The organism is Sphingomonas sp. PvP055 (assembly GCF_040546365.1).
GTDB lineage: Bacteria > Pseudomonadota > Alphaproteobacteria > Sphingomonadales > Sphingomonadaceae > Sphingomonas > Sphingomonas echinoides_A.
The window spans coordinates 3,469,528-3,482,903 of sequence record NZ_JBEPNS010000001.1; the positions used below are offsets into that span (position 1 = coordinate 3,469,528).

Here is a 13,376-nt window from a genome sequence, read left to right on the forward strand (position 1 = left end):
GGGGGGTGTCGTATCGGCACCCCCCATTTTTTGGTACGAACCGGGCGCCATGCAGACCGTCAGCAACATCGTGATCGTCGGCGGCGGAACCGCGGGCTGGCTGACCGCCGGGATCATCGCCGCGCGCCATCAGGGGCGGATTGCCGCTGGAACCTTCACGGTAACGCTGGTCGAATCCCCCAACACCCCGATCATCGGGGTCGGCGAAGGCACCTGGCCGACGCTCCGCTCCACACTCTCCAAGATGGGCGTGTCGGAAAGCGACTTCTTCCGCGAGTGCAACGCCTCGTTCAAGCAAGGCGCGCGCTTCGCCCGCTGGACCACCGGCGAGCCCGATGAGGGCTATTATCATCCGCTGATGCTCCCGCAGGGCTTCACCCGCGTCAATCTCGCCGAGCATTGGCTCGCCGATCCCAAGGGCCAGAGCTTCTGCGACATGGTGTCGCCGCAAGGCCTGCTCTGCGACGACGGCCTCGCCCCCAAGACGATCGCCACCCCCGAATATGATGCGGTCGCCAATTACGCTTACCACCTCGACGCGGGCAAATTCGCGGGCTTCCTCCAGCGGCATTGCTGCGAGAAGCTCGGCGTCCGCCACGTCCTTGCCGACGTGCAGCATGCGACCCAGGCCGAGAATGGCGACATCCTCACCGTCGTCACCGAACAGGCGGGCGAGATCGCGGGCGACCTGTTCATCGACTGCACCGGTTTCGCCGCGCTCCTGATCGGCAAGACGCTCGGCGTGCCCTTCAAGAGCTGCGCCGACACGCTGTTCTGCGACACTGCGCTCGCGGTGCAATTGCCGCACGAGGACCCCGACGGCCCGATCGCGTCGCACACCATCTCGACCGCGCAATCCTCGGGCTGGATCTGGGACATCGGCTTGCCGACCCGCCGCGGGGTCGGGCATGTCTTCTCCAGCAGCCACATCTCGGACGACGCCGCCGAACAGGAACTGCGCGCCTATCTCGGCCCGGCGGGCAAGGACCTGCCGGTGCGCAAGCTCGCGATCCGCGCCGGACACCGCGAGACCTTCTGGAAGAACAATTGCGTCGCGGTCGGGCTGGCGGCAGGGTTCCTCGAACCGCTCGAGGCGTCCGCGATCGTGCTGATCGAACTGTCCGCCAAGCTGATCGCCGAGCAGATGCCGGTGTGTCGCGAAGTGATGGATATTCTCGCCGCGCGCTTCAACGCGACGACGCACTATCGCTGGGGGCGGATCATCGATTTCCTCAAGCTGCATTATGTGCTGACCAAGCGCACCGACAGCGATTTCTGGCGCGAAAACGTGCGCCCGGAGACGATCCCGGATCGGCTGCAGGACCTGCTGACGCTGTGGCGCTACCAGCCGCCGTGGTTCCACGACGAGTTCGACCGGGTCGAGGAAGTCTTCCCCGCGGCAAGCTACCAATATGTCCTCTACGGCATGGGCTTCCACACCGAAGTCGCGCGCGATGCGATCGCGAGCGACCGGCGGATCGCAGACCAGGCACGACGCGAAGCCGCGACCCAGACCGAACGGATGCGCCACGGCCTGCCGCGCCACCGCGACCTCATCCGCAAGATCGTCGAGCGCGGGTTGCCGACGATCTGACGTCTCCTTTCCCCGACCAGAGGTACAGCATGGCATCGACCGTCTCGCGCACTGCGCGTCTCATTCTTCTGGTCGGAGCCGGCGTCGCGGCGATGACCGCGCATGCACAGACCGCACCCGCTGAAACCGCACCGCAGCCCCCCGTCCGCGCGGAGGCCGATCGCATGGCCGCCGCGATCGTCGCGCGGATGACGCCGCAGGAGAAACTGCCGCAATTGCTCAACGTCGCGCCCGCGATCCCGCGGCTCGGGATTCCCGCGTACAATTGGTGGACCGAATCGCTCCACGGCGCGATCGGCCCGGTGCCGACCACCAACTTCCCCGAGCCGATCGGTCTCGCCGCCAGCTTCGACGCGCCGCTCGTCCACCGGGTCGCCGAATTCATCAGCACCGAGGTCCGCGCGCTCCACACGCTCGGGCGCCAGACCGGCAAGCTTGGCCGGATCGGCACCGGGCTTGATACCTGGTCGCCCAACATCAACATATTCCGCGATCCGCGCTGGGGCCGGGGTCAGGAAACCTACGGTGAAGACCCGTATCTGACCGCGCACATGGGCATGGCGTTCATCACCGGGATTCAGGGCCCCAACCCGGACATGCCCAACGTCATCGCCACGCCAAAGCATTTCGCGGTCCACAGCGGCCCGGAATCGACCCGGCACGGCGCCAACGTCTATGTCTCGCCGCACGATCTGGAGGACACCTATCTGCCCGCCTTCCGCGCCGCGATCGTCGAGGCACGCGCGGGGTCGATCATGTGCGCGTACAACCGCATCGACGGCCAGCCCGCGTGCGCGAACGATCTGTTGCTCAAGGATCATCTGCGCGGCGCCTGGGGGTTCACCGGCTATGTCGTGTCGGATTGCGACGCGGTGAAGGACATTGCCGACGGCCACAAATATGCGCCTGACCAGGCAACCGCGATCGCGGCGGCGATGAAGGCAGGCACCGACAACGAATGCCACACCCAGACGATCGGCGACATGGGCGGCTTGCCCGAACGCTTCGGCGACGCCTTGCGGCGCGACCTGATCTCGCAGGGCGACATCGACCGCGCGCTGGTGCGGTTGTTCTCGGCGCGGCTGCGCAACGGCGACCTGCCGGGAATCGCCGGCGCCCCCGACGTGGTGCCGGTTCGTGCGATCCTGACGCGCGATCACACCGCACTCGCGCTGGAGGCCGCGGAAAAGAGCCTGGTCCTGCTCAAGAACGACGGCGTGCTGCCGCTGCGCCGCGGCGCCCGGATCGCGGTGATCGGCCCGCTCGGGGATGCGACGCGCGTCCTGCGCGGCAATTATTCCTCGCCCCAGTCCGCCACCCCCATTTCGATGGTCGAAGGATTGCGCCGCGCCGCCGGGGCACGATCGGTCACGCTGGTGCCGTTCGGGGAATCGATCACCGATGGCGATCGTATTCCCACGGTCGCGCTGCGCACGCCGGACGGCAAGCCCGGGCTGCTCGCGCGCTATTTCAACCCCGTGACGCCCCCCACCCTGCCCTTCGCCCCCGGCACCGATCGCGCCGCGATGGCGGCGCTGACCTATCAGGATCGCCCCGTCGTCACGCGGCGCGAGGACGATGTCGCGGCGCGCGGGCTGCTGCTGCCGACCGTCAACGATTATCACCGGACCGAATGGACCGGGTTCCTCGTCCCCCCCGAAACCGGCAGCTACCGCCTGGGCCTCGGCGGCAGCGGGCTGATCGAACTCGACGGCAAGACGTTCCTCGATGTCGGGGCGGATCATCGCGGGCCGCTGCCCTCGCTCAAGACCGTGACGTTGCAAAAGGGCCATCGCTACCGCCTGCGCGTCGTTTCGACCGCGCGCGGGTTCGGCAATACCGATCTGGTGTGGAAACGGATCTCGACGCAGCCCGATGCGGCGCTCGACGCCGCCGCCGCGCGCGCCGACGTGCTCGTCGCGGTGGTCGGCCTTACCTCCGATCTGGAAGCCGAAGAGACCGGCACCGACATTCCGGGCTTCAAGGGTGGCGACAAGACCTCGCTCGATCTGCCCGCCGAGCAAGTGGCGATGCTCGAACGCGCCAAGGCCACCGGCAAGCCGGTGATCGTCGTCGCGATGAACGGCAGCCCGATCAACCTCGCCTGGGCGAAGGACAATGCCGCCGCGATCGTCGAAGCCTGGTATCCAGGCCAGTCCGGTGGGCTCGCGGTCGCCAACGTGCTGACCGGCAAGACCGATCCGGGCGGGCGCCTGCCGCTGACCTTCTACCGCAGCGTCGCCGATCTGCCGCCGTTCGACGATTATGCGATGACGGGGCGCACCTATCGCTACTTCACCGGTACGCCGGTGTACCCGTTCGGGCACGGGCTGAGCTACACGCGCTTCGCTTATACGCCGCTGCTGGTCACCCCCGCTGCGGGCGGCGCGGACCAGGGGCTTCGCGTGACCACCGAGGTCAGCAACACCGGCAAGCGCGCGGGCGACGAGGTCGCCCAGCTTTACCTTACCTTCCCCACCGTCCCGGGCGCGCCGCGGATCGCGCTGCGCGGGTACAAGCGGATCACGCTCGCCGCCGGCGCGCGCCAGAGCGTGACGTTCGACCTGTCGCCGCGCGATTTGAGCGCGGTCGGCGTGGACGGGGTACGGCAAGTGATGGCGGGCCAGTTCCACGTCAGCGTTGGGTCCGGCCAGCCCGATACCGGTGTCCCGGTCCAGTCGGCGGACTTCAAGATCGACCGTACGGTGCCGCTGCCGTTGTAAGGGCACCTACCGGCTATTGCCCTGGCTTGCACCCAAAAAGCCAGGGCAATCGGCTATGTGGAGTGCTCGCGAGGATAATAGCTCGGAACGGCAATAAACGGCAGTTTGCGCCCACCCTCGGACACTTAGCTTGGCGATCTATGAGCCTGAAAGCAGCCATTCGTTAATCGCGATCATTCCCGCTTTCCCATCTCCGACTGGCAATTTCGGTAAAAGAGGATCGGGAGCGGACTTTGCGATAGCGGATGCCGGGACGGCTCCCGGCGCCATTGCTAACGCGACTACCCCGCATGGTTTAGTCTGTAGGGAGAGCCGACCTATTGCGACGCCATGGATCCGGACCGCAGGCGATCAATCGTCTGCCGCTCGAAAGCATCCAGGTTCAGTTTGGCAGTCCGGAGCATGTCCTCCTCCAGCGCCATTGCGACCTTGCCATCGGCAAGCATGAGACCGACGTCACACGAGGATGCCAGCGTGCCGAGGTCGTGCAGGGCGGTCATGAGCGTCAGTCCACCATCAACCCGTTCGCGCAAAGCTGAGCGCAGATCGAAAATCGCCACGGGGTCGAGCCAGTTGAACGGCTCGTCCAAGATCACGAGCGGATGACCGCCCGCGAACGCCGCAGCGATCGCGATCCGTTGTCGCATCCCGGCCGAGCAGTCGCCCACCCAGCGGTCAAGCAGCGGAGCCAAGTTCAATGCTTCGTGTAGCGTACCCAAACGGAAGCGTACATCATCCATGCTCCCGCCGACGAGTTCGAGAACGTCGCGTCCACGCAGCGCATCTGGCAATTTGTCGGCTGGCGGAGAGAAGCCAAAACGCCGCGCGCGTCCGGTACGATCTTCGGCCAGTTCCTCACCATCCACTCGGCACGATCCGCCGGCAAAGGCCAGTCTGCCGGCAAGCGCCCTCAGCAGGCTGGTTTTGCCCGATCCGTTCGCGCCGATGAGACCGAACCACGATCCGCGCGCGATCGTGAAACTGACGCTTTGGACGACACGCTGTCCTGTTCGTTCAACGGCTACCTCTGCAAGTTCGACAGCGGGGTTCATGCCAGCAGCCACGTTTTTGCCCGCCCCCGACGTTGCAACTGCCAGAGGATAGCGATGGCAATGACGGGCAAGGCTACGGGCATCGAGTAGGCAACAAGCAAGAGCAGTCCGGTAAGACTGGAGACGAGGAGATCGGCGAACCGTTTGGCGTGCAGCCGATAGGCGAGGATTCGTAAGGTCAAGAGCAGCAGCGTCGCGACGCCCGCGGCAGCGACGATGCCGGCCGCGACGGGTCCGAGCATAGTCCAGCATCCCAGCACCGCTATCGCGAGGAAGGACGCCGCCCCCCTGGCATGGCGAACGATGATGCGTCGTGCCTTGTGTCCAGCAATGGCCATGAAGCGAACAATGGCGTCATCGACGCTGGTCAGCAGTAGTGCGAGCAGTACCGCCTCAATGCCGACGATCGCCATCAGTGCATTCGCCCCCAACGTGCGTGCGGGCAGCAGCGACATGAGCAAGATCGTTGCGGCCCACACCCCGGCGATCGGTCGATGAGCCCATGCCCAGATCGTCCATCCCGGCCGTATTGTGCGAGGGATGCGTCTTGGCATCCTGACGTCACTCATCATTCCAACCACCACAGCCCCCGCGAGGTAAGCAGGAACGCTAACGACCAGCAGTGACGGGCGGGCGATCAGCGTGACAACAATTAACAGCGTCAATCCGACGCCATGCCATGCAGCCATGTAGCTCCGGCGTGTCGGCGGATGCAGGGCATCGGCAGCGAGGACTCCATCGAAGGCGTGGAACGCGAGGCGCGTTGCGATAAGACGTCCCGCCCCAATGCCGATCACGGTGCCGGTAGCAAGTGCCGCCCATGCCGCTATCGTCCAGGGGCGGTCGGATAACCAGGCGCGGGCGACCGCCAGCGCAGCCAGCAGCACGAACGCGGCGACTACCCGATCGCGCCAGCTCGCAAAAGCTGCACAAATCGTGTTCCGGACGATCAATCGATCCTGAAGGAACAAGCGCCTCGATTTCCTTTGGCCCGATTGGGCACCCGCTAATGATTGTACCATTTGGGCATTCTAGAAATCAGGCCGGTTAAGCCAAGGCGGTGTCGTTCAAATAGGATCACGATGTTTCCCGCTTCGAGATCACAGACGGCATAATGGAAGGATTGCTGAATACCGGCGTCCGGTCCCTTTTAAGGGAAAGGCGCTAGCCGTGCGCAATGTCGGCTATGCCAACCGCCTTCCCGAAAGCAGACGTTCTGTTTTCCACCAATTATTGCCATTCGTGCCCGCGCACCGAGCGTCTCGCGTTCGTCGCGCCGAATGGGATTTGCGTCTCAGCCATCGTGCGTTCCCAGCCGCCAGCGTCTTACATGATCCGGGCCCGAAAAAGCCATCTTTTGCAGTTCTGGCCGCGCATCCTTGCGAGCCGCTACAGCTATGGTTGAAGCTCGACCAGAACCACGCCTTGCCGGGGGATCGTCACGTCGATCCCGCCCGGCGTCACCGCGACCGTCTCCGCAACAAGGCGCGAGGCGGTCTTCAACTGCGCGACCTGCGCTGCGCTCGGTTGTGCCGGACTACCCAGCTTCTGCCATTCGCCGAACGCGTTGGCGTGCGTCGCATCGACCCGGCCACAGCCGCGCGGTCGTGCCGTGCTTTCCGCCGAGCGCGACGTGCACCGCGGCGGCAGGCCCCGGCACGTCGTCGTCATGATAATTCCACAGCAAAATCGCGACCTTGCCCGCGCGATCGCGCGTTGCCAGCGCGCCGACGTCGGGCGCCGCCCGCACGCCATCCCGCACGATCGTATCGAGCGCGACTTCGCCGTCACTCGTCGCGGCCATCTGATTTTCGCCAAGCTTTGCGAACAAGCGGAACACGTTGAGCACCGCGAGATCGACCCCGTTGCTCGCGAGTTGCCGATAGCCGGCGAACCACGGTTGCCCGACGAAGGTGTACGACCACGACAGCGCGCCCTCCAGCGTGACGCCCCGCCGCCGCGCCAGCGTCCACAGCCGCGCATAGCTCGCCGCGGTGTAACTCGCATAGAGCGGCCCGTTGCGATAGGCGTTCGCCGGGCCGGGGCACGCCGCGCAGCCTTCGGGATCATTCTCGCCGATCACGATCGGTTTGTGCGCCAGGGACGGTACGGCGGCGATCTTGGCGAACCCGGCATCCGCGGTCTTCAACTGGTTGGCGATCCCCATGCGGACATGCCCGTCGACCACGCTCGGCTGGCCCTTGGCGTGGAACGAGACGAAATCGGTCGGCGTCCCGACCTTGCCGGTCGCGTAGTTCTTCCCCATCGTCACATGCGCGAGGAAGCCGTCCATGAACGCATCGCCCGACCCGGCGACGTCGGGTCCGCCGACCCGCGCGGTCGGCAACGCGCGCCGCACCGCGTCGATCGCGACATCGTGCATCCGGTAGAATTGCTCCGGATTGCCCGACCAGTAGAAATCGAGATTGGCCTCGTTCCACACCTCGAAATACCAGCGTTCGACCTCGGCGCGGCCGTAGCGTGCGACGTTGTGCCGGGTCCATTGATAGATCAGCTCGCCCCATTTGGCATAATCGTTGGGCGGGTAGGACCAGCCCGCGGTGATCCCCTTATAGTCGTTCCCGGGCTTCCACGCGCGGCGATAGGGAACGCCCTTGGGTGCGGACGACAAGGCCTCGGGCATGAACCCGATCTCGAGATACGGGCGCACCCCGCGCGCGCGATAGCTATCGATGATCCCGTCGACGATCCGCCAGTCATAGACGGGCTTGCCGTTCTTCTCGGTATAGGCGTTGGTGCTGCCCCATTTGAAATCGGCGGTGCCGTCGCCGGTGGTCAGCAGATTGTGCGCGCGGAAGTAGACCGCGTCGTGTCGCAACTCCCCGAGTTCGCGCATCAGCGCGGCGCCGTCGGGTGCAGTCGCATAGTTGGGCTCGTCCGCGCCAAAGAAGCGCCAAATCGGCGGCAAAGGCGCGACAATGCGGTCTGAATCGACGCGAACCGTCACAGGAATTGGCGGCAGCTCGGCGGATGGAGCGGCGGTTGCCGGCCCGCTCGACAGCAACACTGCGCTCACCCCGACTGCAAAGCTGCTCAACCGCATCGTCCATCTCCCTGTCGTCGGGCCGCAATCTTTGTGCGTGTCCGTCCGGGAGAGCGCTAACACGGAACCTGCCAAGTCAAAACGACTTGTCTTGAAGGATTTGCCTTAACCTGTTGCCGATACGGCCACTTCGATCGCGCCGGGGGCGATCTTCGCGGTCACCGGCGTACAGGCAAGGACTTCGCCATCGATCGATATGCGTTGCGGCGGGTCGATCGTCACTTTGAAACACTCGCCGACGAAATCGCGGCTGCACGCATCCTTGTCCCGCAGCTTGAAGAACTTGGCATACCAGTCCCGCGCCAGCGCGACCTTGCTCTGCCCGACCACTGCCTGCAGCAACAGTTTGCGCGAGCCGACGTCCGCCGTATCCGACAGCGCAACCCCGCCGTGATGCCGCCCGTTGAGGATGCGCAATTCGGTCGCCCACAGCGTTTGCGATTGAGTCCCGTCGTCGATCGTCAGCCGAAACGCCCGGAACCGGACCGAACATTTGAGCGCCCACATCAAATACCCGACGCGCCCGGCATAGCGCTTGAGCTTGTGCGGCACCGTCTCGCCGATCATCGTCGACAGGCCGATCGAAGCACCGTTCACGAAGTAATCGTCGTCGATCATGCCCAGATCGACGCGGCGCCGTTGGCCGTTGGCGATCACGTCGATCGCGCCGTCAAGATCCAGTGGCAGATGCAGCGACCGCGCGAAGCTGTTCGCGGTGCCGAGCGGGAGCACGGCGAAGACGCAATCCTTTCCGACCACCTCATCGACTACACCCGAAAGCGACCCGTCCCCGCCACCGACGATTACCATCGGCACGCCACTGGCGACGACGGTGCGCATCGTCTGTTCCATCTCGTCCGGGTCCTTGACCGCGTGGCACGCGGTGAGGATCACGCCCGCGGCGACCAGCTTGTCGCGTGCGGTCTCGAACAGATCCTGGCCCTTCCGCGAATGCGCGTTGATGATCAGCGCAGCTTCGCGCGGCAGGGGCTTTGTTTCCATTTCGCAACAACACATGAACTGCGTGGTTGCTCCAGCGTGGTGCAGTTAAACCAATCAAGCCTCCCGCACGGCACGGTTGACCGGCGCAACCGCAATCGTCAGGCGGACGATCATGCCACGCCCGCTTGAGAACCCGGCAATGCGACGCAGCCAGAACCGCCCTAGCGCGATGCAGTTCGTGGTGTTCGGCGCGGGCGATTTCGCGTGCAATCTCTACTGGCAGAGCGTCTCGCTGTACCTGCTGTTCTTCTACACCGACGTGCTCGGGGTGTCGGCTGCGCTTGGCGGTACGCTCTACATGATCGGCGCGTTGTGGGACGGGATCGCGGACCTGCTTGTCGGGATTGCGGCGCAGCGGCCGGGGGTGCGGTATCGGCGGTTCATCGCCTGGGGTGCGGTGCCGTTGGGGATCGCGTTCGTGCTGCTCTATTCCACCCCGGACCTGACCGGCGCGTGGCTGGCGGGCGTGATCGGCGCGACGCAGATCCTGTTCCGCACGCTCTACGCGCTGGTCAACGTGCCGTATGCGGCCTGGACCGCGCGGTTCAGCCCGGACAGTCGCGATCGGACGACGCTCGCGGGGGTGCGGATGCTGTTCGGGACGATCGCGGCGCTCGTCGTGACGATGGGAACGCCGTGGATCGCGCTGCGCGTGACGGGCGATGCGACCAGTCAGGCGGGGTTCGCCAGCGCGGCGATCGTTTACGGCACGGTTGGTGCTGGGCTGTTGCTTGCGCTGGCTTTTGGCGCGCGGGAGGCTTTGCCGGCGGCGACGTCCAGGGCGCAGGCACCGCTGCTGACGTGCCTGCGGTTGCTGCTCGCCAATCGAGCGTTCGTCACGCTCAACCTGGCGGCGATGGTCGCGGGGCTGGCGGCGGCGGTGCTGACGCAATCGGTGCTCTATTATTTCAAGCACGTAGCAGCGCAGCCGGCGCAGGGGCCGCAGACGCTTGCGCTGATGGCGGTTGCGGGGGCGATCGCGGTGCCCGTGTGGTTGCTCGTCACGCGCTGGATCGGGTTGCGCGGCGTCTGGTTCGCGGCGGTCGCCTGGGGGCTCCTGTGCCTGGCGCTGTTCGGCTTCGCGCCCGGTGGCGTGGCGACGATCGCGGTGCTCGCGGTGCTGCAGGCGGCGTTTACCGGGTTCAATCTGGTGTTCTGGTCGATGCTGCCCAACACGGTCGAATATGGCGAAGATCGCACAGGCGCGCGGGTGGAGGCGCTGGCGTTCGGGGTCGCGGCCTTGTGGCAGAAGATCGGGCTCGCCGCAGCGGCGGGAGGACTTGGCTTGTTTTACAGACACATAGGCTATGTCGCCGGCGCGACCCAGAGCGCGGCCACCGCTGCGGGGATCCGCGACCTGATGCTCTATGCCTGCTCGGCGGGGTTGGTGGCGTCGGCGCTGGTCATGCTGGGCAATCCGCTCAAGCGCGGCGTCCATGCCGCGCTGGTCGAGGATCTGGCACGCCGCGCCGACGCCTGAGGATCAGGCCGCAACCAGTTCGAAGGAGGCGCTAACGCCTTCCGCTTGCGCCGAGGGAGCGACCCACAGGCGGAACTGGCCCGGTTCGACGGTCGGCTTGAGATCGAGCCCGACGAACTGCAGGTCGCTGCGCTTGAGCGTGAAGACCACGTCCTGCCGCGCCCCCGCAGCGAGCCGGACGCGGCGGAACGCCTTGAGCTCGCGTACTGGCCGCGTGATGCTGGCCGCAACGTCATGAATATAAAGCTGAACGACTTCCTCCGCCGCACGCGTCCCGCTGTTGGTGATCGTCGCGCGGACTTCGAGCGTTCCGTCCCACGCCAGCTTGCCGCCCGCCAGTTGCAGGTCGGAATAACCGATCTTGCCGTAGGTCAGCCCGTGCCCGAACGCGAAGCGCGCGGCGTTGGGAACTTCGCGATAGTGCGCTTTATAGTCGACCCGCGGCCCGTCGGGGTTGGGACGACCAGTCGATTTGTGCGCATAATGGTACGGTTCCTGCCCGGTTGCATACGGAAAACTGACGGGTAGCCGCGCGGACGGCGCGGCGATCCCGAACAGGATGTCGGCAATCGCAGGGCCGGACTGCGACCCGAGGAACCATGTCACCAGAATTGCAGGGGCATCGAGCACCGCGCCCGACAAGGCCAGCGCGCGCCCGTTGCGCAGCGCGACGACGATCGGCTTGCCGGTCGCCGCGACCGCCGCAGCGAGCGCCATTTGCGCCGCCGGGACGACGATATCGGCACGCGATTGCGCTTCTCCCGACATGTTTTGCGCCTCACCGACGGCGAGAATCACGATATCCGCGCCGTTTGCCGCCGCCACTGCCGCCTCGATCCCGCCGGGAAGCGGCGCGTCGATCCCGGATCCGTCGGTCGCGGTGACCGAGGCGGGGTCAGCGACCAGCGCACGTACCCCGCTCAACAGGTCGACCGCTTCCTTGTCCGATCCGTAGACGTTCCACGGGCCGATCAACTCACGCTGGCCTTGCGCGAACGGGCCGATCAACGCGATCCGCTTGCCCGAGCGGGGCAGCGGCAACAGGTCGCCGTCGTTCTTGAGCAGCACGATCGAGCGCCGCCCCGCATCGCGCGCGAGCGCTAGATGCGCCTTGGTCCGCACGCGGGTGCGTTCGCGCTTGGGGTCGATCCGGCGGAATGGATCGTCGAACAGGCCGAGCGCCTGCTTCGCCAGCAATACCCGCCGCACCGCCTGGTCGAGCCGCGCCATCGGCACCGCGCCCGATGCGACCAGCGCGGGCAGATGATCGCGGTAGAAGTTGCTCTGCATGCTCATGTCGACGCCAGCCATGAACGCCAGCCGAGTCGCCTCGCGGGCATCGGCGGCAAAACCGTGCGCGATCAGTTCCTCGTCGGCGGTGTAATCCGACACGACCAGTCCACCGAAGCCCCATTCCTTGCGCAAGACCGTGTCGAGCAGCCACGGGTTGGCGGTCGCGGGGACGCCCGAGATTTCGTTGAACGACGCCATCGTCGATCCCACGCCAGCGCCGAACGCCGCCTGGAACGGCGGGAAGTACACGTCGCGCAGCGTCCGTTCGGACACGTCGACCGAATTATAGTCGAGCCCCGCCTCCGCCGCACCGTAAGCCGCGAAATGCTTGGCACAGGCCATCACCGCATCGTCGGCGGTAAGCCCCTTGGTCCCCTGGAACCCGCGGACACGCGCGGCGGCCATCACGCGACCGAGCAACACGTCCTCGCCCGCGCCTTCGACTGCCCGTCCCCAGCGTTGGTCGTGTGCGATGTCGACCATTGGCGCGAAGGTCCAGTCGATCCCGGCGGCAGACGCCTCGACCGCCGCGGCGCGCGCGGTCTGTTCGGCGAGATCGGGATCGAAGCTTCCCGCTTCCGCCAGCGGGACCGGGAAGACGGTGCGGAAACCGTGGATGACGTCGGCGGCGAAGATCAGCGGGATCTTGAGCCGTGCTTCGCGCATCGCGGCGGTCTGCATCCGCTGCGCCATGTCGGTACCGTGGCCGTTGAACACGCCGCCGAGCTGGCCTGCGCGGACTTCGCCGAGTTGCGCATCGAACGTCGCTCCGGCCTTGGTCGGGTTGAGGGCGTTGGCCGCGCCGCCGGCCCAAGCGGCGGCGTTCAGGGTCAACTGCCCGGCTTTCTCGGCGACCGTCATTGAGGCGAGCAGCGACTCGATCATCGGCGAACCGGCGATCGCATCAGCCCCGGCCAGCAGCGCCCGCGCGGGACTTGCCGCCCAAGCGGTCACGGCCCCTGCCCCCAGCAGCATTGCGCGCCGTGAAATGCCCGACGATTCCATCGCTTATCCTCCTGTTGGGGGAACTTCCGCCGCCCAGCCCGTGCACCGGAATGCCCGGTCTTGAACAGCGTTAATGAATGATGTAACCGGTTACATCAAGCAGGGAGATCGGCAGGGCCTCTGTCCCAGTCGGCGGAATGCAAAGCGGAGGCGCCCTCCGCAG

General features: G+C 66.0%; 8 protein-coding genes. 3 read left to right on the forward strand and 5 right to left on the reverse strand.

The features are described 5' to 3' along the window. The first annotated feature begins 49 nt into the window (after positions 1 to 49). Both ABIC16_RS16355 and ABIC16_RS16360 read left to right on the forward strand, forming a co-directional pair. The gene (locus tag ABIC16_RS16355; protein ID WP_354291876.1) at positions 50 to 1,594 is read left to right on the forward strand and encodes a tryptophan halogenase family protein; all 1,545 of its coding nucleotides are present in this window, start codon (positions 50 to 52) and stop codon (positions 1,592 to 1,594) included. Between the two features lie 29 nt (positions 1,595 to 1,623). Continuing rightward, entirely contained in the window at positions 1,624 to 4,317 is a 2,694-nt protein-coding gene (locus tag ABIC16_RS16360) for a glycoside hydrolase family 3 C-terminal domain-containing protein (protein ID WP_354291877.1), read from the forward strand. 317 nt (positions 4,318 to 4,634) lie between these two features. Here ABIC16_RS16360 and ABIC16_RS16365 read toward each other — a convergent pair whose 3' ends face one another. The 4 genes from ABIC16_RS16365 to ABIC16_RS16380 form a co-directional block, all read right to left on the reverse strand. After that, positions 4,635 to 5,369, reverse strand: a complete 735-nt coding sequence (locus ABIC16_RS16365) for an ATP-binding cassette domain-containing protein (RefSeq protein ID WP_354291878.1) — start codon at positions 5,367 to 5,369, stop codon at positions 4,635 to 4,637. Further along, positions 5,366 to 6,340 (reverse strand): hypothetical protein, encoded by a 975-nt coding sequence (locus tag ABIC16_RS16370; RefSeq protein ID WP_354291879.1) that lies wholly within the window; start codon positions 6,338 to 6,340, stop codon positions 5,366 to 5,368. Before ABIC16_RS16370 ends, ABIC16_RS16365 begins: the two co-directional genes overlap by 4 nt. A gap of 566 nt (positions 6,341 to 6,906) precedes the next feature. Then, positions 6,907 to 8,433 carry a GH39 family glycosyl hydrolase gene (locus ABIC16_RS16375; RefSeq protein WP_354291880.1) on the reverse strand — a complete coding sequence of 509 codons (1,527 nt, stop codon included), beginning with the start codon at positions 8,431 to 8,433 and terminating at the stop codon, positions 6,907 to 6,909. A 105-nt stretch (positions 8,434 to 8,538) separates the two neighbouring features. Then, on the reverse strand, positions 8,539 to 9,435 hold the full coding sequence (locus ABIC16_RS16380; RefSeq protein ID WP_354291881.1) for a diacylglycerol/lipid kinase family protein: 897 nt from the start codon (positions 9,433 to 9,435) through the stop codon (positions 8,539 to 8,541). Positions 9,436 to 9,547: 112 nt separating this feature from the next. On the opposite strand from ABIC16_RS16380, the gene ABIC16_RS16385 reads away from it, so the two are divergent. After that, on the forward strand, positions 9,548 to 10,915 hold the full coding sequence (locus ABIC16_RS16385; RefSeq protein ID WP_354291882.1) for an MFS transporter: 1,368 nt from the start codon (positions 9,548 to 9,550) through the stop codon (positions 10,913 to 10,915). Positions 10,916 to 10,918: 3 nt separating this feature from the next. Here ABIC16_RS16385 and ABIC16_RS16390 read toward each other — a convergent pair whose 3' ends face one another. After that, positions 10,919 to 13,213 carry a glycoside hydrolase family 3 N-terminal domain-containing protein gene (locus ABIC16_RS16390; protein ID WP_354291883.1) on the reverse strand — a complete coding sequence of 765 codons (2,295 nt, stop codon included), beginning with the start codon at positions 13,211 to 13,213 and terminating at the stop codon, positions 10,919 to 10,921. Positions 13,214 to 13,376: the final 163 nt, after the last annotated feature.